Origin of the sequence: Nocardia sp. CDC153 (assembly GCF_035818515.1) — a bacterium.
Taxonomy (GTDB): Bacteria; Actinomycetota; Actinomycetes; order Mycobacteriales; family Mycobacteriaceae; genus Nocardia.
In genome coordinates this window covers 301,539-320,691 of sequence record NZ_JAYKYU010000007.1, presented here as the reverse complement: position 1 = coordinate 320,691, position 19,153 = coordinate 301,539, and the positions used below count along the sequence as shown (strand labels likewise).

17 protein-coding genes are annotated in these 19,153 nt (G+C 68.7%); 10 read left to right on the top strand and 7 right to left on the bottom strand.

What is annotated here, in order from left to right; translation table 11 throughout:
* Positions 1-7 precede the first annotated feature (7 nt).
* Both VMT65_RS34665 and VMT65_RS34660 read left to right on the top strand, forming a co-directional pair.
* Entirely contained in the window at positions 8-1,048 is a 1,041-nt protein-coding gene (locus VMT65_RS34665) for a 3-oxoacyl-ACP synthase III family protein (protein WP_326312888.1), read from the top strand.
* A complete protein-coding gene (locus VMT65_RS34660) occupies positions 1,045-2,244 on the top strand; it encodes an aminotransferase class I/II-fold pyridoxal phosphate-dependent enzyme (RefSeq protein WP_326312887.1) in 1,200 nt (399 codons plus the stop codon). Before VMT65_RS34665 ends, VMT65_RS34660 begins: the two co-directional genes overlap by 4 nt.
* Here the strand turns inward: VMT65_RS34660 and VMT65_RS34655 are convergent.
* Positions 2,192-3,166 (bottom strand): bile acid:sodium symporter family protein, encoded by a 975-nt coding sequence (locus VMT65_RS34655; RefSeq protein WP_326312886.1) that lies wholly within the window; start codon positions 3,164-3,166, stop codon positions 2,192-2,194. The genes VMT65_RS34660 and VMT65_RS34655 overlap by 53 nt on opposite strands.
* 105 nt (positions 3,167-3,271) lie before the next feature.
* Here VMT65_RS34655 and VMT65_RS34650 point away from each other — a divergent pair, with 105 nt between their 5' ends.
* Genes VMT65_RS34650 through VMT65_RS34635 form a run of 4 tightly spaced genes read left to right on the top strand, consistent with a single transcriptional unit; the run spans position 3,272 to position 5,951 of the window.
* On the top strand, positions 3,272-4,210 hold the full coding sequence (locus VMT65_RS34650; RefSeq protein WP_326312885.1) for a TIGR04222 domain-containing membrane protein: 939 nt from the start codon (positions 3,272-3,274) through the stop codon (positions 4,208-4,210).
* Positions 4,207-5,103, top strand: a complete 897-nt coding sequence (locus tag VMT65_RS34645; protein ID WP_326312884.1) for a DUF692 domain-containing protein — start codon at positions 4,207-4,209, stop codon at positions 5,101-5,103. The genes VMT65_RS34650 and VMT65_RS34645 overlap by 4 nt, the downstream gene beginning before the upstream one ends.
* Positions 5,100-5,474, top strand: a complete 375-nt coding sequence (locus VMT65_RS34640) for a hypothetical protein (protein ID WP_326312883.1) — start codon at positions 5,100-5,102, stop codon at positions 5,472-5,474. The genes VMT65_RS34645 and VMT65_RS34640 overlap by 4 nt, the downstream gene beginning before the upstream one ends.
* A gap of 27 nt (positions 5,475-5,501) precedes the next feature.
* Positions 5,502-5,951, top strand: a complete 450-nt coding sequence (locus tag VMT65_RS34635) for a GNAT family N-acetyltransferase (protein ID WP_326312882.1) — start codon at positions 5,502-5,504, stop codon at positions 5,949-5,951.
* A gap of 1 nt (position 5,952) precedes the next feature.
* On the opposite strand, the gene VMT65_RS34630 is transcribed toward VMT65_RS34635, so the two are convergent.
* Entirely contained in the window at positions 5,953-6,363 is a 411-nt protein-coding gene (locus VMT65_RS34630; protein WP_326312881.1) for an SdpI family protein, read from the bottom strand.
* Between the two features lie 101 nt (positions 6,364-6,464).
* Here VMT65_RS34630 and leuS point away from each other — a divergent pair, with 101 nt between their 5' ends.
* Entirely contained in the window at positions 6,465-9,338 is a 2,874-nt protein-coding gene (leuS, locus tag VMT65_RS34625) for a leucine--tRNA ligase (RefSeq protein WP_326312880.1), read from the top strand.
* Positions 9,339-9,442: 104 nt separating this feature from the next.
* Here leuS and VMT65_RS34620 read toward each other — a convergent pair whose 3' ends face one another.
* Positions 9,443-10,759 carry an extracellular catalytic domain type 2 short-chain-length polyhydroxyalkanoate depolymerase gene (locus VMT65_RS34620; RefSeq protein WP_326312879.1) on the bottom strand — a complete coding sequence of 439 codons (1,317 nt, stop codon included), beginning with the start codon at positions 10,757-10,759 and terminating at the stop codon, positions 9,443-9,445.
* Positions 10,760-10,781: 22 nt separating this feature from the next.
* On the bottom strand, positions 10,782-12,095 hold the full coding sequence (locus VMT65_RS34615) for a tannase/feruloyl esterase family alpha/beta hydrolase (RefSeq protein ID WP_326312878.1): 1,314 nt from the start codon (positions 12,093-12,095) through the stop codon (positions 10,782-10,784).
* Positions 12,096-12,300: 205 nt separating this feature from the next.
* Here VMT65_RS34615 and VMT65_RS34610 point away from each other — a divergent pair, with 205 nt between their 5' ends.
* Positions 12,301-14,199, top strand: coding sequence for a helix-turn-helix domain-containing protein (locus VMT65_RS34610; RefSeq protein WP_326312877.1), 1,899 nt, complete (start codon positions 12,301-12,303; stop codon positions 14,197-14,199).
* An 18-nt stretch (positions 14,200-14,217) separates the two neighbouring features.
* Here the strand turns inward: VMT65_RS34610 and VMT65_RS34605 are convergent, their stop codons facing one another.
* From VMT65_RS34605 to VMT65_RS34595, 3 genes are all read right to left on the bottom strand, one after another.
* Positions 14,218-15,006, bottom strand: a complete 789-nt coding sequence (locus tag VMT65_RS34605; RefSeq protein WP_326312876.1) for a polysaccharide deacetylase family protein — start codon at positions 15,004-15,006, stop codon at positions 14,218-14,220.
* A gap of 65 nt (positions 15,007-15,071) precedes the next feature.
* Positions 15,072-15,881 carry a polysaccharide deacetylase family protein gene (locus VMT65_RS34600; RefSeq protein ID WP_326312875.1) on the bottom strand — a complete coding sequence of 270 codons (810 nt, stop codon included), beginning with the start codon at positions 15,879-15,881 and terminating at the stop codon, positions 15,072-15,074.
* 182 nt (positions 15,882-16,063) lie between these two features.
* The gene (locus VMT65_RS34595) at positions 16,064-16,768 is read right to left on the bottom strand and encodes an SDR family oxidoreductase (RefSeq protein ID WP_326312874.1); all 705 of its coding nucleotides are present in this window, start codon (positions 16,766-16,768) and stop codon (positions 16,064-16,066) included.
* Between the two features lie 218 nt (positions 16,769-16,986).
* On the opposite strand from VMT65_RS34595, the gene ggh reads away from it, so the two are divergent.
* Together ggh and VMT65_RS34585 are read left to right on the top strand one after the other, a co-directional pair.
* A complete protein-coding gene (ggh, locus tag VMT65_RS34590) occupies positions 16,987-18,327 on the top strand; it encodes a glucosylglycerate hydrolase (RefSeq protein WP_326312873.1) in 1,341 nt (446 codons plus the stop codon).
* Positions 18,328-18,406: 79 nt separating this feature from the next.
* Complete coding sequence (locus VMT65_RS34585; protein WP_442790357.1) at positions 18,407-19,147, top strand: glycoside hydrolase family 25 protein; 741 nt, start codon at positions 18,407-18,409, stop codon at positions 19,145-19,147.
* The last annotated feature ends 6 nt before the right edge of the window (positions 19,148-19,153 follow it).

The following is a 19,153-nucleotide window of genomic DNA, read 5'->3' as shown; positions in this document are numbered from 1 at the left end:
TACGGTCATGGATTTCACCGAACCCTCTTTGGGGACGCCGCCTGTCAGCCTGGTCGATGTGGCCGGTTATCTACCGGGTGAGCCGGTCGGCACCGAATACTTCACCCAGTTCTCCCGCTCGGATCGCATGGCCAAGAACGTCATGTTCCGCGCGCCCAAGGGCCGCCATCACGTGGCCCGCGACGAGACCGCCGTGGACATGATCGAGCGTGCGGTCGCCCCGCTCACCGATCGCCATGGGGCACAGGAAATCTCGAACATCGACGTGCTGCTCACCCACACCCAGCTGCCCGACAATCCGGTCATGGGGGCCGGACCGGAGGTGGCGCGGCGGCTGGACATGAAGCCGCGCTGGGTGTTCGACATCCACAATGGCGGTTGTGCCGCCTTCATCCACATGATGTGGATGGCCCGCATGATCCTGCAGACCACCGAGGCGCGCACCGCGCTCATCGCCTGCGCCCAGAACTGCGCGGGACCGGTGTTCACTCAGCCCGATATTCGCGGGCTCGCGCAGGCCCCCGTGCCCGGCGACGGCTGCGGCGTCGGGCTGCTGGTGAAGAACAATGCCGCGCCCATCCTCGATATCGAATGCCGGACCTATCCGGAGTTCGCGGGCGACATGGAATTCAGCACCAATGGCGACCGCAAGTACTGGGAGCCCGGTGAGGGCCAGGGCTGCGTCACCTTCACCGAATCCAAGGTGGCCAAGGTGATGACGCGTGGCAATCGGCTGGTGCCGGAGGTGGCGCAGGCGGTGTGCCAGCGCATCGGGGTGAAGTCCCGCGATATCGACACCTTCGTGACCAACCAGCCCAACCGGCTGTTTCTGCGCAACTGGAACGAGGCCATGGAACTGCCGCCCGAGCGGCATCCGGACACCTTCGACAGCTGCGGAAACCTGTTCGCCGCGGGCATTCCGGTCACCCTGGACACCGAGAACCGGGCCGGGCGCCTGCGCAATGGATCGGTGGTGCTGATGGCGGCGTTCGCGCACGCCGGGGATTTCGCGGGGGCGGCGGCCGTGCGCTGGGGGGCGGCGCGATGACCGCCGGGGGCGCGGGGGACAGCGGCCGCCCCGCGCCGCGGATGGTGGCGCCGGTGCGCTGGCCGACGGGCCTGCGCGCCAATGAGACGGGCGAACCGTCGGGCGCGCTCGAATCCCGCGGCGCGCCCACCCTGCGCTACGACCTGAGTCTGAGCGAGAATCCCTTTCCCCCACTGCCTTCGGTCGTCGACGCGCTCGAGGACTGCATGGACAAGGCCAACCGCTACCCGGAGTTCCTGCCCAAGCGACTGCCGCAGGTGATCGCCGATCACCTCGGCGTGGACGCCGATCAGGTGGTGGTGGGTTCGGGCGCGACCGGGGTGGCCATGCAGATCATGCAGACCCTGCCCCGCGCCGGGGCCGGATTCGTCTACGCCGCACCGACTTTCGACGGCTATCCGATCATGGCGAACATGATCGGCCTGCGGTCGGTGGCGGTGCCGCTGGATCCGCACGGCCGCCAGGACCTGTGGGGCATGGCGCGCGCGGTGGACGAGCGCACCGGGCTGATCGCGATCTGCCGTCCGCACAATCCGACCGGGACCGTGGTGGCGGCCAGTGAGCTCAAGGCGTTCCTGTACTCGATTCCGGTCCGGGTGCCGGTGGTACTGGATGAGGCCTACGTCGAATTCCTCGGCGCGGCCGACGGTCTCGACACCCTCGAACTGATCCGTCGCCACCCCAATGTCCTGGTGCTGCGCACCTTCTCCAAGGCCTACGGCCTGGCCGGGCTGCGCATCGGCTACGCCTTCGGCGCGCCCGAGCTGGTGCGTCGGGTGCACCGGCTGCAGTTGCCGTTCGGGGTGCCCGCCACCGCGGTGGCGGCGGTGCGCGCGTCCTATGCGGCGGAAGCCGAACTGGGCGAACGGATTCTGCGCATCACCACCGAACGCGAGCTGCTGCGGGCCGAGTTGCGGCGCGGCGGCATTCGGGTGCCCCGATCCAGCGCCAATTTCCTCTACCTGCCCGGCCGCGATATCGCGCCCGCGCTGGCCCGCGCCGGGATCGTGGCCAAACGCTATCCGGACGGCAGCGCCCGCATCGCGGTCGGTGATCCGGCGGCCGATCGGGCCGTGCTGCACGCGTTGGCCGACCGGCCCACCGCGGGCATGCGTTCGCTGCGGCGCGAGGACAGCCGCCTGCTCACGCTGACTGCGCGATACGAGCCCACCTCCCGGCGAGGGCCGCGCACGTGATCAGCTGAATCTGGTGGAACATCATGAGCGGCAACACGATCAGGCCCACCGGATGACCCTCGAACAGCACCGTCGCCATGGGTAGTCCGGTGGCCAGGCTCTTCTTGGAGCCGCAGAACACCACCACGATCCGGTCGGCGCGATCGAAACGCAGCGCCTCGCCGAGGAATCCGGTGGCCGCCAGCACGATGGCCAGGACGGCGCAGCACACCACGGCCAGCAGCAGAATCCGCCACGGCGACATGGCATGCCAGATGCCCTCCACCATGCCCGCACTGAAGGCGCTGTAGACCACCAGCAGGATGGATCCGCGATCCACCAGCTTGGTCGGCTCGGCGTAGCGCGACAAGAAGCCCTTGACCTTCGGGCGCAGCAGCTGGCCGATGAAGAACGGGACCAGCAGCTGCAGCACGATGTCGACGACCGCCGAGGGATCGACCTTGGCCTGCCCGGTGGTGTTCATCAACGCGATCACCAGGGCCGGAGTCAGGAAGACGCCCAACAGGTTCGACACCGTGGCGCTCACGATCGCGCCCGCCACATTGCCCTTGGCGATCGAGGTGAAGGCGATCGAGGACTGCACGGTGGACGGCACCAGGCACAGGAACAGCACGCCGGTGTAGAGGTCGCTGGTCAGGACGTGCGGCACCAGCAGCCGCGCGGCCAGGCCGAGCACCGGGAAGAGCACGAAGGTGCAGGCCAACACGGTCAGGTGCAGCCGCCAGTGCTTGAGCCCCGCGATCGCCTCCTGCGGCGAGAGCCGGGTGCCGTACAGCAGGAACAGCAAGGCGATGGCAATCTTCGTCAGCCAGCTCACGACGTCGGCGGCCTCGCCGCGGGCCGGGAAAACACTGGCCAGCAGGACCATCGCAAGGATCCCCAGGATGAATCCGTCGATATAGAACTTGCTGAGGAATCGCACCGAACCAGGCTAAACACCCAAATTTCTCGGGATAACGCGGCACCCGCGCAACCGCGATACTGGTGGTGATCGACAAATTTTCGACGATTCGCGAGGGGAATCGCCATGGTCCAGTGGACCGCAGCGGCCACGGCCGCACCCGAGACCTGGGGGATCTCGGGCCCAGTGTTCATGCTCTGCTACGTGATCGCCGCCGCGCTGGCGGTGGGCCTCGGGTACGCCCGGCGGGCCGCCGTCCTGCGCGCCGTGGATCCGGCCTGGCCGCCCGCGGGTCCGCTGCGGCCCAGCGAGACCGCCATGCTGGTCGACGACCGGCGACCGGTGCTGGCCGGGCTCGCGCAATTGCGCGGCCACCAGATCATCGACTCCAGCGGCAAACCGGTGCGCACACCCACCGATTCCGAACAGCGCCACCTGGATCCGATCTCCGGCACGCTGTACGCGCATCTGCTCGGCAGCGACCGGCGGCGCGTGCGCGACATGGTGACCGCGACCGGCACGGCGGTGCGGGGCCTGCGCGACAGTCTCACCGCGCGCGGCTACCTGTTCGGCGACAAGCAGCGAAAAGCGCTGTGGATGGCCAGGGTTCCGCTGCTCGCGGTGCTGGCACTGGGCATCGCCCGGCTGTTCGCGTCCAGCGGCCGTCCGGTGGGCTTCCTGGTCTTCGCCATGATCGTGGTGGCCCTCCTGACCTGGGCGGTCGGGCGGCCCACACGGCTGACACAGCGCGGTCGCGACGCCCTCGCGAACGCCACGGCGGGCAACCGGCATCTGCGCCCGGCCAATGCCCCGGCCTATTCCGCCTATGGCCCCGACAGTGCCGCGCTGGCCGTCGCGCTCTACGGCGGCCTGGTGCTGTGGACCCTCGATCCGGCGCTCGCCGGTGCCGCGGAGATCGCGGCGGGCGGTGGCGGTGGCGGCGGCAGCAGTTGCGGATCCGGATCCACTTGCAGCACCGGCGACAGCGGCGGCGGAGGAGACAGCGGCGGGTCCAGCTGCGGCAGCAGTTGCGGCAGCGGGTGTGGGGGAGGCTGCGGCGGATGAACGGCTCACCACTCCCGGCCGGAGCGCTGGGGATCGGCTGGCGGCGCGAGATCTGCGGCATCCTCGCGGGTCTGGAGGGCATTGGATTCTGCGAGGTCATCGCGGAATCCCTGGCGGCCAAGGTTTCTCGGCCGCCCAAGGACTCTCGGCCGCGCACGCGCGCGGCCGTCACCGTGCCCGAGGAACTCGCCGAACTGGTGCGTCGCGGCATTCCGGCCGTGCCCCACGGCATTTCATTGTCGCTCGGCAGCGCGGAAGGCGTGGACGACGGGCGGATCACGCAGCTGGCCGAGTCGGCGCGCGCGCTCGGCGCGCCGCTGGTGAGCGAGCACATCGCCTTCGTGCGGGCGGGCGGACTCGAGGCCGGGCACCTGCTGCCGCTCCCCCGCACCCGCGAGGCACTGGATGTGCTGGAGCACAATATCTTCCGGGTCATGCGCAGCCTCGACGTGCCGCTCGCGGTGGAGAACATCGCGGCCCTGTTCGAATGGCCCGACGCCGAATACACCGAGGCCGAGTTCCTGCAGGAACTGGTCGAGCGCACGGGCGTCTACCTGCTGCTCGACATCGCGAACGTGTACGCCAACGCCCGCAATACCGCTCGTGACCCGCTGACCGAACTGCTGCGCCTGCCCACCGAGCGCCTGGCCTACTGCCATATCGCGGGCGGCCACGAATCCGGCGGCCGCTACATCGACACCCACGTCCACCCCATTCCGGCCGAGGTCCTGGCGCTGGTGGCCGAATTCGCGCCGGGCCGCCCGGTCCCCCTCATGCTCGAGCGGGACGGAAACTACCCGCCCGCAACCGAACTCGTCGCCGAACTGAACGCCATCGCCACCGCCTCCGGCCGCCCGCCCGTCACCCAGCGCACCGAATCGATTCCGGCGTGAGCGCCGAATCCGACCGGGCCGCCGGGACATTGGGGCAACACGGGACACTGGCGCAGCGGCAGGCCGCCGTCATCCGGGCGCTGGTGGCCGGGGCGGGTCCGCCCGCGGGCTTCGACCCGGACGATCTCGCGGCCACCGCGCACGGCCTGCTGCACAAGCGCGCCGACGAGGTGCGGCGGCGGTTCCCGTTCCTGGTCCACGCCCTCGGGCCGGAGTTCACCGAGCGCTATGTCGAGTGGGCGCGGACCCGGCCGAAGACCACCACCGCCGACGACGCGGCGGCCTTCGCCCGCGATCTCGGCCTGGGCCCGGCCCCCAAACGTGGTGTGCGCTCCCGATTGCGGTGGCACCGACGAACCCTCGGCAAGTGATCTCCGACACTGGGGCATGCTGGTCCCATGATCGAGGTCGTCACCGTCGGTACCGAGCAGGAGCTCGCCGACGCCTACGCCGTGCGCATGAAGGTGTTCGTGGATGAGCAGGGCGTGCCCCCGGAAATCGAGATCGATGAACTCGACGAGGTCGCCGATCATTTCCTGGCGCGGCTCGACGGTAGGCCGGTCGGGGCCGGACGACTGATCGTGCGGGACGGTGTCGGTGTGCTCGGCCGTCTCGCGGTGCTCGCGGAGACCCGCGGCACCGGGCTCGGCGTCGCCCTGGTGCGCGCCATCGAGGAGCGGGCGGGCGAGCGCGGACTCGGCTCGGTCGAACTGCATTCGCAGACCCATGCCCGCGGCTTCTACGAGAAGCTCGGCTACCAGGCGTACGGGGAGATCGGCATGGACGCGGGCATCCCGCACATCTGGATGCGCCGCACCCTCGCGACCCGAACGACCCTCGCGAACTGACTCAGCTGGCCGGGGTTTCGCAGGCGTCGCGCAGCGAGCACGCGCCGCAGGCACTGCCGCAGCCGCCGACCTTCTCCTCCGGGAACGCGGTGGCGAGCGCCTTCTCGGCGGCCGCGGCACCCGCGCCGAGGGTGAAGAGCGAGATCACCACGGCCACCACCGCGATGATCAATGCCGGAATCCCACCCGCCACCAGGGCGACCATTCCGGCCGCCGCGAGCAGCAGTCCGGCCACGATCGAGGTCGGCGCGGCCACCTTGTTGGCCAGCTTGAAGGCCGCCTCGGATTTCACCGCGGCCTCGGAGTGCACCCCGAAGTACCGATTGCCGGGCAGGGTGCCGGTGAACCCGAGCACGCCCGTGACCACGGCCACAGCCGCGAAGACAAAGAGGATCAGCGCTACGACGAACACCCGCTAAACGGTACCCCTACCCTTTTTGGGCCTGGGGTAGGCCACGTTTTACGCTGGTGGGCGACCTTATCGGGGAACGGCTCGACAAAGAAGGCAGGACCGTGCAGGACCCTCGTGCAACCGAAACACCCACCGCGACCGCGGCTGGGGGCGGCGACGTTCCCGCACACCGCTACAACGCCGACCTCGCCGGGCGTGTCGAGAAGAAATGGCAGCGCAACTGGCAGGAGCGCGGCACCTTCTTCGCGCCCAACCCGGTCGGCCCGCTGCAGGGCGAGACCCCGGCCGACAAGCTGTTCATCCAGGACATGTTCCCGTACCCGTCGGGCGCGGGCCTGCACGTCGGGCACCCGCTGGGCTATATCGCCACCGATGTGTTCGCCCGCTACCACCGCATGCACGGCCGGAATGTGCTGCACGCCCTGGGTTATGACGCCTTCGGTCTGCCCGCCGAGCAGTACGCCGTGCAGACCGGCGCGCACCCGCGCGACACCACCATGTCGAACATCGCGACCATGCAGCGCCAGCTGGACCGGCTGGGCCTGGGCCACGACCGGCGGCGCACCTTCGCCACCACCGATCCCGAGTACTACCGCTGGACGCAGTGGATCTTCCTGCGCATCTACAACGCCTGGTACGACGAGGGCCTGGGCAAGGCGCGCCCGATCGACGAGCTGATCACCGAATTCGAGACCGGCAAGCGCAATCCCGTGGAGGGCCGCTCCTGGGCCGAGCGCACCCCGGCCGAGCGCAATGCCCTGATCGACTCCTATCGCCTGGTCTACCAGACCGATTCGATGGTCAACTGGTGCCCGGGTCTGGGCACCGTGCTGTCCAACGAGGAGGTCACCGCGGACGGCCGCTCCGAGCGCGGCAACTTCCCGGTGTTCCGTAAGCGCCTGTGGCAGTGGATGATGCGCATCACCGCCTACTCCGATCGCCTGGTCGACGACCTGGACGAGCTGGACTGGCCGGAGAACGTGAAGTCCATGCAGCGCAACTGGATCGGCCGCTCGCGGGGCGCGCAGGTCAAGTTCGAGGCCGGCTCGGATCTGATCGAGGTGTTCACCACCCGCCCCGACACCCTGTTCGGCGCGACCTACGTGGTGCTGGCCCCCGAGCACGACCTGGTCGACAAGCTGACCGGCGCGTCCTGGCCCTCGGGCACCGACGCCCGCTGGACCTTCGGCGGCGCCGACACCCCGGTGGAAGCCGTTGCCGCGTACCGCAAGTCGATCGCGGCCAAGTCGGATCTGGAGCGTCAGGAGAACAAGGAGAAGACCGGCGTCTTCCTGGGCACCTACGCCACCAACCCGGTCAACGGCGCGCGCGTGCCGATCTTCATCGCCGACTACGTGCTGAGCGGCTACGGCACCGGCGCGATCATGGCCGTCCCCGGCCACGACGCCCGGGACTGGGAATTCGCCTCCGCCTTCGGCCTGCCCATCGTGGAGGTCGTCGCGGGCGGGGATGTCTCGCAGGCCGTGTACACCGGCGAGGGCACCATGGTGAACTCCGGTTACCTGGACGGCCTGGACATCGAGACCGCCAAGGCCACCGTGATCGCCCAGCTGGAGGCCGACGGCCACGGCAAGGGCACCGTCCAGTACAAGCTGCGCGACTGGCTGTTCGCCCGCCAGCGCTACTGGGGCGAGCCGTTCCCCATCGTCTACGACGAGGACGGCGCGCCGCACGCGCTGCCGGAATCCATGCTGCCCGTGCAACTTCCGGAGATCGACGACTTCGCCCCGGTCACCTTCGACCCGGACGACGCCGACTCCGAGCCGTCCCCGCCGCTGGCCAAGGCCACCGACTGGGTGCACGTGGAACTGGATCTGGGCGACGGCCCGAAGATGTACCGCCGCGACACCAATGTCATGCCCAACTGGGCGGGCAGCTCCTGGTACCAGCTGCGCTACGCGGATCCGACCAACGACAAGGTCTTCTGCGCGCCGGAGAACGAGCAGTACTGGTTGGGCCCGCGCCCGGCCGAGCACGGCCCCAAGGATCCGGGCGGCGTGGACCTGTACGTCGGCGGTGTCGAGCACGCGGTGCTGCACCTGCTGTACGCGCGGTTCTGGCAGAAGGTGCTGTTCGACCTGGGTGAGGTGTCCGGCTCCGAGCCGTACCGCCGCCTGTTCAACCAGGGCTACATCCAGGCCTTCGCCTATACCGACGCGCGCGGGGCGTACGTGCCCGCCGCCGAGATCGTGGAGCGGGACGGAAAGTTCTTCTGGACCAATGCCTCCGGCGTGGAGGAGGAGGTCTTCCAGGAGTACGGCAAGATCGGCAAGTCGCTGAAGAACGCCATCTCCCCCGACGAGATGTGCGATCTGTACGGCGCGGACACCTTCCGCTTCTACGAGATGTCGATGGGTCCGCTGGACACCTCGCGCCCGTGGGCCACCAAGGACGTCGTGGGCGCGCACCGCTTCCTGCAGCGCGTGTGGCGACTGGTGGTGGACGAGGAGACCGGCGCGGTCAAGGTCACCGACGCGGAGCCCTCGGGTGAGGCATTGCGCCTGCTGCACAAGACGATCGCCGGTGTCGACGACGACTACGCCAACCTGCGCGACAATACCGCGGGCGCGAAGCTGATCGAGCTGACCAACTACCTGACCAAGAACTACGGCGACGGCGCGCCGCGGTCGCTGGTCGAGCCGTTGGTCCTGATGCTGGCCCCGATGTCCCCGCACGTGGCCGAGGAACTGTGGGAACGGCTGGGCCACACCACCGCCCTGGCCCATGGCCCCTTCCCGGTCGCGGATCCCGCACTGCTGGTGGCGGATTCGGTCGAGTACCCGATCCAGGTCAACGGCAAGGTCCGCGCCCGCGTCAGCGTCCCGGCCGACGCCGATCAGGCCGCGGTCGAGGCCGCCGCCCTGGCGGAGGAGAGGATCGCGGAACTGCTGGGCGGCAAGGCGCCCCGCAAGATCATCGTGGTGCCGGGCCGACTGGTGAACATCGTCGCCTAGCGCTGGAACGATATCGGCCCGGTGCGTGTACACGCACCGGGCCGATTCATGTGCGGGGGTTCGGGGGGCGAAGCCCCCTGAGAGTCCCCGAGAGTTGGGTTACCTCAGCACTTTTCCCAGTAGCCCGGACTGGTTTCCTTGATCGTGCTCGTCACGAAGGTGTTCCAGAGGCCGAGGTTCTGATTCGACCCGTTGGCGTAGGCGGTCCCCATCGATTGATGGGCTCGACCGGCTTGCACATGCGCGTAGTTGCTGGCGGTCACGCAGGTCGGGGCGGGCGTGGTCGTGGTGGTCGTCGGGGGCACGGTCGTGGTGGTCGTGGGCGGCACGGTCGTGGTCGTGGTGGGCGGGACCGTGGTGGTGGAGGTCGGGGGCGTCGCACCGCCACTGATCTTGCGCACCATGGCCATGATGGCCTCGATCTGCTTGCCGCCGTGCCAGGCGTAGTTCGCGTCGCCGCTGAAGCCCCACCAGTTCCAGCAGCCGTTCGGGTTGCCGTTGCTCAGCGGAATCGCCTGCGGGTACAGCACGATCATGTTGTTGGTGTCGGCGTACTCGTTGAGGTAGGCGTCCTTCATGAAGGTGTCGCCGAAGGACTGGTAGTCGTAGCCCTGCTTGCAGCCGTGCAGGGCGACCAGCAACCGGCAACTCGTACCGCCCGCGCAGGACTGCGGAACGTAGGCGAATCCCTTGTCGTCCATGCTGATGGCGCTCGCGCTGCCGCCGGGCGCGTAGGCGTTCTGGTCGAACTGGATCAGCTTGCCGTTCAGGGTGGAGGCCGGGGCGCTGACACTGCCGAAGAACTTGGCGAGCATCTCCTTCTCGGGATCGTTGTCGCAGTTGTTGATGAACGGCGAGGTGGTGTCCGAGCAGTTCACCGGCCCGAGCGGGCTGACCCAGGAGTGCCCGGCCGCGCTGGCCTTGTTGTAGGTGACGTTCGCGCCGAAGTCCGAATAGTAGGTCGCGAGATCGTCGTTGACGGCCTGCACCACGGTGTTGTCGCTGGTGCCGTGGTAGAGGTAGACCGGCGCTCCGGACAGGTTCGACACCGGATCGACCTTGCCCTGGCTCGCCAAATCCTTTGTCTGCGACTCCAATTGCGCCGGCGTCGCACGGCCCGGATAGGCCACGTTCTGCATGCAGGAATTCTGTGCCCGCACCGCGTTGTCGAAATCCCCGGCGCAGCGGTAGGGACCGGCGGTGAAGATGCCCGCACCGGCGAAGACGCCCGAGTAGGCGACGTGCAGCTGATTGGCCATGTAGCCGCCCGACGAGACGCCGGAGACGTAGGTGCCGCTGATGTTGTAGCCGCGCAGCGTATCCGGCGTGGGACTCGGCACCGCGGCGGTCACCACGGTCGCGGTGGCTGCCGCCAGACCGGCCGCTATGGCCAAGGCGGACAGGGCATTACCAAATTTCATCGGGATTCCTCGGGGGTGGGGCTCAGTCGCCCAGGGCACAGCTGTTGGCCGGATCACCGGCGTCGGTTCGGGGCACGGTCGCGTTCGGCGGCGGCGGTTGGCCTGCGGCCGTCCAGGATTCGAGCGCGGCGAAGGCGGCGTGGAAGCAGGGCAGCAGGGGCCGCAGCAGGGCGGGATGGATGTCGTAGAGGCCGTCGACGTGATTGCCGCCTTCGATGCGGTAGTACCGGTGCAGGTCCGCGCGGCCCTGGTCGCGAATCATGGCGGCGTAGACGTCGGAGTCACGGCCGATGGGCAGCAGGGTGTCGAGGGTGCCGTGAATGGTGAGGAGCGGCCGTTGGATTCGGCCGGTCAGCGCTATGCGCGCCACGGCGTCGTGCACGGCCCGGGGACGCGAGGCGTAGTCGTAGTCGGCGTCCGCCCCCACGTACGTCGGATCGAACTCCTGGCGGTAGATGCGCTGGGTCAGCTCCCAGTACGTCTTGTCGTGGTACTCCCACAGCGGCTGGGACTCAGCGTCGAAGCCCGCCGCCACGATCGCGTCGCGTGCCGCCGGATTCGACTGTGACTCCGGGTAATTCGCGATGGCCCGCGGAAGGACCGCGAGCAAGTTGTCCACATCCGTCCACAGGGCTCCCTCCCAGTCGACCCCGCCGTCGTAGAGCCACGGCGCGTTCTCCAACTGCCAGCGCACCAGATACCCGCCATTGGATAGCCCCGCCATATACGTGTGCGCGGGCGGTCGTCCGTAGCGCTGCGCGACGGTGGCCTGCGCCGCGACGGTCAATTCCGTGACGCGGCTGTTCCATTCGGCCATGGCGTCGCCGGGCGCGACATCGTCACGAAAGAAATCCGCACCGGTATTGCCCTTGTCGGTGGCGGCGAAGGCATAACCCTGCGCCAGCACCCAGTCGGAGATGACGAAGTCATTGGCGTACTGCCGCCGATTGCCCGGCGAGCCGGTCACCACCAGGCCGCCGTTCCAGTGCTCGGGCAGCCGAATCACGAACTGGCTGTCGTGGTTCCACCCATTATTGGTGTTGGTGGTGGAGTTGTCGGGGAAGTAGCCGTCGATCTGCGTGCCGGGCACGCCGCTCGGATTGCGCGCCCCGGCCGGATGCAGTCCGGCCCAGTCGGCGGGCACGGTGTGTCCGGTGGCGACCGTGCCCGCGGTGGTCAGATCGTCCAGGCACGAGGCGATCTGGAACTGCGCGCCGAGAACCACGGGCGCGGAACAGCCCGGGGTGGCGGCCGCGTGCCCGACGGTCATGGCTCCCGCCACCACGACGATGGCCGTCACGGTGGCGATGTGCGTCCGGCTGGGTGCTGGTGGCATCGTGCTCCCTCTCGAGCGGAAATGCCGGAAAGTCTGTTCAGCGGGGCCGGGCCGCGGCCAGGTGGCTGCCACCCACATTTCCGGCCGCGAATGTGTCGGAGGTCACCTCATGTGGATCGAATGGATGCTTCGGGCAACCACTATGTGGGAAGTCCACACCTGAAACACGCCCGCGCCGTGGGCAGTTGGACCACAATGGCTCGCCATGAGCGGTGAGGTCTTCCTGGAGTTGCTCGAGCGGGAAGCCCCGGCCGTCGAGTTCGAGGCGCCGGTGCTGGAGGCGCGGGCCGCCGGGGCGTCCGCCGCCGAGGTGGCCGCGCTGGAGGCGGCCAAGCTGTCGGCGCTGCGGGTGCGGGCCCTGCTGGAACGCCGCGCCCGGCGCGAGGCCGAATTGGCGGCGCTGTTCGACACCGCCAGCGATCTGGCCGGACTGCGCGAGGTGGACGCGGTCCTGCGCGCCATCGTGCACCGCGCCCGGCGGCTGCTGCGCTCGGACATCGCCTATATGACGCTGCCCGATCCGGCGCGCGGGGACACCTACATGCGGGTCACCGACGGCTCCGGCTCACCGGCCTTCCGCGCCTGTCGATTGCCGATGGGCGCGGGACTGGGCGGCCTGGTCCAGCAGACCGGCATGCCCTACTGCACCCCGGACTACTTCGCGGACCAGCGATTTCACCACACCGCCGAGATCGACGACGCGGTGCGCGACGAGGGCATCGTGGCCATTCTCGGGGTCCCGATGAAGCTGGGCGAGCGGGTGATCGGGGTGCTGTTCGCCTCGCATCGCGACGCCCGGCCCTACGCGCCCGAGGAGATCGCGCTGCTGTCCTCACTGGCCGCGCACGCTACCATCGCCCTGGACTCGGCCCGGCTGCTCACCGAAACCCGCACGGCGCTGGCCGAATTGCGGGCCGCCAACGAGGCCATGCACGACCACTACAACACCGTGGAGCGGGCCGCGCAGGCCCACGACCGCATGACCGACGTGGTGGTGCGCGGCGGCGGCGTGGACGATGTGGCCGCCGTGGCCGCGGACATTCTCGGCGGCGCGCTGCTGGTGCTCGACGCCGACGGACGCCGGATCGGCGCGGTCGGCGCACCGGACGGCGAGCCCGCCGATCGGCTCGACGAGGACGCGCTACTGGGTGAGATCGCGGCCACGGCAGCCCAACTCGGGCGCACCGCGCAGCTGAAGGAACTGTGGGCCGCACCCGGCGGCGCGGGCAGCGAGCCGCTGTGCACGCTGGTGCTGCACCATCCGGAACCGCTCTCGTCCTCGGATCAACGCATTCTCGAGCGCGCGGCACTGGTCACCGCGCTGCTGTTGCTGTTCCGCCGCAGCATTGCCGAGGCCGAGGGCCGGGTGCGCGGGGAACTGCTCGACGATCTGCTGGCCGGGCGGGTCGCGGACCGGGAGACGCTGACCAATCGGGCCGCGCTCTTGGGCATCGATCTGGGCCGACCCCAGGTGCTGGTCGTCGTCGACCACGGCGACCATCGTCGAATGGCCACCTGGACAACGGGTTACGGCATGTCACAGCACGGACTCGCGGCCACCCGGGGCGAGCACACCGTGCTGCTGCTGCCCGGCGCGGACCCCACCGCCACTGCCGACCAGGTGGGTCGGGAGCTGACCGCCGCGCTCGGCGCGCGCGCCACCATCGCGGGTGCGGGACCGGTGGAACTGCCCGGCGACGCGGAGGCCGCCTACCGCGAGGCGCTGCGCTGTGTGCGGGTGCTGCACGCCCTGGGCCGCACCGGATCCTGTGCCAGCGCCGCGAATCTCGGCTTCGTGGGGCTGTTGATCAGCGGCGACGCGGACGCGCCCGGATTCCTGGACAAGACCCTCGGGCCCGTGGCCGAATACGATCGCCGTCGCCGCACCGAGCTCGTCCACACCCTGGAGGCGTACTTCGCCAGCGGGTGCAGCCTCAGCGGCAGCGCCAAACAGCTGCACGTGCACGTGAATACGGTGACGCAGCGGCTCGAGCGCATCACCGGACTGCTCGGCGAGGGCTGGCAGCATCCCGACCGCGCCCTGGAGATCCAGCTCGCCCTGCGCCTGCACCGGCTGCGCGAATCCGCGGTCTTCACAGCCTGATTCGCGCGGCCGCGACGGTTACGTGGCCAGCACGTCGTTGAGCGTGACCAACTGCAGGTTGCGTTCGCGCACGATATCCATGAGCTGGTCGTAGATGTGGGTGACGGTGGGCCGGTTGGCGTGGCCGATGACAATGGACTGCGCGCGGAACCACTGCCGCGCCGCGTCCAACAGCATGCCCTCGTTGATCACCGTATTGGTGTCGCTCAAACTGCCGTACCACATGGTCGGAATCGTGTAGCCGCAGTCGGCTGCCACCGCGTCCACAGCGCCGTTGTGCCGACCGTAGGGCGGGCGATAGAAGGGGGTGCCGTCCACGCCGTACTGGTTCCAGAGGAAGTCCTTGCAGCGGTTGAGCTGATCGGCGATCGCGCCGCCCGAGAGCCGGGTCAGGTCCGGATGGTCCCAGGTGTGATTGCCCAGCTGAATCTGACCGGAATCGACCAAGGGCCGCAGCACATCCCGGTGGTCCAGCCAGCCGGGGTAGTAGGCGGTCACGAAGAAGGTGAGCCGCGCGCCGGTATTGCGCGCGAAATCGATGAAGCCACCGATGGTTTCGGAGCTGGCACCGTCATCGATGGTGAGCGCCATATGGTTTCCCTCACCCGGCAGCGCGCTGATGGTGCCCGGCCCGATGGGAGTCTTGGGGCCGAAGTTGGGCTGCAGTATCTGGGGCACCCCGGGTATCTGCGGGACTATTCCGGAGGAGCCGGTGTCGAAGGGGAAGTCGGCGCGTGCCTCGCCGGTGCCCAGCAGGGTGGCGGCCGTGCCCGCCGCCAGCATTGTCAGCAGCCGTCGTCTGTCCATGTCGAACCTCATTCCCTCACTCCGGCACCGGTGCCGGAAACTTCCGCTCCCCCAACCGAACCCGGCTACGTGGGCGACACCAGGACGTCATTGAGCGTCACCAGCGACAGGTTGCGCTCGCGAATGATGTCGACCAATTGGCCGTAGCAGTGCGTGACGGGGGGATGGTTGGCGTGCCCGATCACGATGGCCTGCGCGTTGAAATACTTTCGCGCGCACTCGATCAGGTAGTCCTCGGTAATGACGCCGGAGTCGGACAGCGAGCCGTACCACATGGTGGGGACGGTGTAACCGAGATCGGCTGCCACCTTGTCGACCGTAGCATTGTGGCTGCCGTACGGGGGCCGGAAATACGGGGTGCCGTCCACGCCGAAGTTGTTGTGCAGGAAGGTCTTTGCCTTGCTCAGCTGCGCGGACACCTCGGCCGCGGACAACTTCACCAGATCCGGATGGTCCCAGGTGTGATTGCCCAGCTGAACCTGCCCGGACTCCACCAGCGGCCGCAGCTCGGCACGGTGCGCGGTCCAGGAGTCGTAATTCGCGGTGACGAAGAAGGTGAATCGCGCCCCGGTGTCCTTCGCGAATTTGATATACGCGCCGACCACTTCGGAGCTCGCGCCGTCATCGACGGTCAGCGCCAAATTGCTGCCCTTGCCGGGCAGCGCGGTGATGGTCCCGGCCGGAATGGCGGACTTGGCCCCGCCCGGCGGCGTCGGCAATGCGGCCTTCGCGGCGGCCGAGGTGGTCGAGGTCGGCACCGGACCGCTGATCCGGGGGGTGACCTTGTGCGGGAGGGAGCTCTTATCCGTAGAGCAGCCGGTCAGAGCTGTTGCAGTGCCCGCCACGAGAAACGCGAGCAGCTGTCGTCGATCCATTGTTTTCGTGCACTCCGAATATCACTTGTGCTCCCGGGGGTTCGGGGGGCGGAGCCCCCTGAGAGTTCCCGAGAGTTGGTCCTACCTCCCTCGCAGGCTCATCAGTTATATCGAGATGCAGTGAACTCGGCACGAAATCTGTGCGAAATGATTCGAATTCAGTGGAGAAATTAAGGCTGCTCTCAGCGTGCGATCGGTCGGAGCACGATTTCGGTGGGATGCGCGTCGCGCGGGGTCTGCACCGCGTGGCGCACCGCGGCGGCCACCGTTTCGGCCGTGAGGAATTCGCGCGGATCGTACTCGCGACCCTCCCCCGCGATGATCGCGCGCTGCATGTCGGTGTCGATGCGCCCGGGATGCACCGAGGTCACCCGCAACGCCGGTTCCTCGAGCCGCAGCGCGTCGCCGAAGGCGCGCAGTCCGAACTTGCTCGCCGCGTACACTCCCCAGCCCGGATTGGCGCGCAGTCCCGCACCCGAATTGATCAGCACCACATGGCCATTGGCGGCGCGCAGCGCGGGCAGCAACAGTCTGGTCAACTCGGCGACGGCGATCAGGTTGGCTTCCAACGTATTCCGCCACTGCGCAACCGAGGAATCGGCTATCGTTCCCAGGTCGGCGATTCCGGCATTGTGGACCAGTACCTCCAGCCGTTCGATTCCCTCGACCGCGCGCGCCACCGCCGCGTAGTCGGTGAGATCGACCGGCCACCCGGCAGTGCCCGGCAGCTCACGCAGGATCTGCTCCAGAGCCGCCGGCGTGCGCGCGCCCAGCAGCAGTCGATGCGTGGGCGCCAGCTCCCGCGCGATCGCCGCACCGAGCCCGCGACTGGCCCCGGTGATCAACGCGGTCGGCCGGTCGGTGCTGGTCTTCGCGGAATTCGCCATGAGATCACCGTAACCGCGTGCCCCCGGCCTGCGATGCTTCGGTCGGGCACACCACCGCTAGCTGATTCCCGAAGAAGGCGAACGAAGTGCAATCTGGCGACCAGGAGTCATCCTTGGGCCAACTCGCGCGGTCCATCACCTACGCCGTGCGGTCCAGCTCACCGTCCGACCCGTCCGTCCATCGCGCATACCTGCGGGTTCCGGCGCAGAATGGGGCGATGACACACCCGGGATTCACGCCCACCCAGCTCGCGGCGCGCGCCGCCTATCTGCTGCGCGGCAACGACCTGGGCACCATGACCAGCGCCGCGCCGAAGCTGTATCCGCACATGTGGAGCTGGGACGCAGCATTCGTAGCGGTCGGTTTGGCACCGCTGAGCGTCGAACGCGCCGCCCTCGAACTCGACACCCTGCTGTCGGCGCAATGGCGCAACGGGATGATCCCGCACATCGTCTTCGCCAATGGCCAGGACGGCTACTTTCCCGGCCCCTCCCGCTGGGAATGTCGCCGCCTGGCCGCGGACGCACCGGACGGTCCCGACACCTCGGGCATCACCCAGCCACCCGTGCATGCCATTGCGGTGCAACGGATTCTGGACCATTCCCGCCGCCACGGCCGCAGCACCCGGGCGATCGCCGAGGAGTTCCTGCAGCGGCGCTGGCCCGACCTCATGCGCTGGCACCGCTGGCTGGCCTACGCCCGCGACCCCAAACAGCACGGCCGCATCACCCTGTACCACGGCTGGGAATCGGGCATGGACAACTCGCCGCGCTGGGATCGCGCCTACGAGAACGTGATTCCGGGCCCGGACCTGCCGCCCTACGAGCGCGCCGACCTGCAGGTGGTGGGCGATCCCACGCAGCGGCCCTCGGACCGCGAGTACGACCGCTACCTGTGGCTGCTCGAGCAGATGCGCCGCGCGGGCTACGACGACTACCAACTGGCCTCGACCATGAGCTTCGCCGTCGAGGACGTGTTCGTGACCGCCATCTTCGCGCTGGCCTGCGATGTGCTGGCCAATATCGGCGAGGACTACAAGCAGCCACACGCGGACGTGCGCGAACTCTACGAGTGGGCCGACTACTTCCGCGCGGGTGTGGTCGCCACCACCGACGCGCGCACCGGTGTGGCCCGGGATTTCGACGTGCGCGCGGACCGGTGGATCGAGACCGAGACCCTGGCCTGTTTCGCGCCCCTCATCTCGGGCGGGCTGCCGCGCGACGCCGAACGCCGACTGCTGCGGCTGTTCGAGGGCCCGCGCTGGTGCGGGCATCCGGATCTGCGCTACGCGCTGCCGCCCTCGACGTCCCCGGTGGCCAAGGACTTTCGCCCGCGCGAGTACTGGCGTGGCCCGGTGTGGCCGGTGATCAGCTGGCTGTTCTCCTGGGTGTTCGCCCGCCGCGGCTGGGCCGAACGCTCGTTCATGCTGCGCGCCGAGGGGCTGCGACAGGCCAGCGACGGCAGCTTCGCGGAGTACTACGAGCCCTTCACCGGTGTGCCGCTGGGCAGCATGCAGCAGTCCTGGACGGCGGCGTCGGTGCTGGACTGGCTGGGCTGATCGATTGAGCTAACAATTGGCGAACATCACAGCCGTGCTTTCACGGCTATAGGACCGGATCGACCTAGCGTTTTAGGTCATGACCGGACACAGCCTGATGAAAGTGCTCACTATCGCAGCTACCGGCATCCTGACGGCTACCACCACGTGGGTGGCGGCCGCCGACATCACCGGCCCGGATGTGGCCTCCTGGCAGCATCCGGGCGGCGGGGGCATCAACTGGTTCGCGGTGCGCGCCGCCGGACACCAGTTCGCCATGCTCAAGGCCACCGAGGGCCTCGACTACGTGAACCCCTACTTCGTCTCGGACAGTCTGGCCATGCGGGTGGCCGGAGTCGCCCGGGGCACATACCATTTCGCGCGGCCGAACCTGCCGCCCGAACCGCAGGCCGCGCTCTACGCGACCGTCGTGCTGGGCCAGAACGGGCTGCTGGACCTACCCGCGGTGCTGGATCTCGAGGACTCCGCCGGTCTGCCGCCCGACGCCCTGATCGACTGGACCCACCGGTATCTCAATACCGTGCAGGCCCTGACCGGGCGCAGGCCGATCATCTACACCTATCCGCGGTTCTGGCAGACGGCCATGGCCGATACCAACCAGTTCACCTCGTATCCGCTGTGGATCGCCGACTACCGCGGCAATGATCAGCCGGAGGTGCCGGGCGGCTGGCCCACCTGGACGTTCTGGCAGACCACCAGCTCCGGCGACATCCCCGGCATCGGCGGTGCCGTCGACATCAATGTCTACAGCGGAGCCCAGGGCGACTTCGGCGGCTACGCCAACATCCCCTTCAGCGGCAGCGGGCGCGGCAGCAGCTAGGCCACC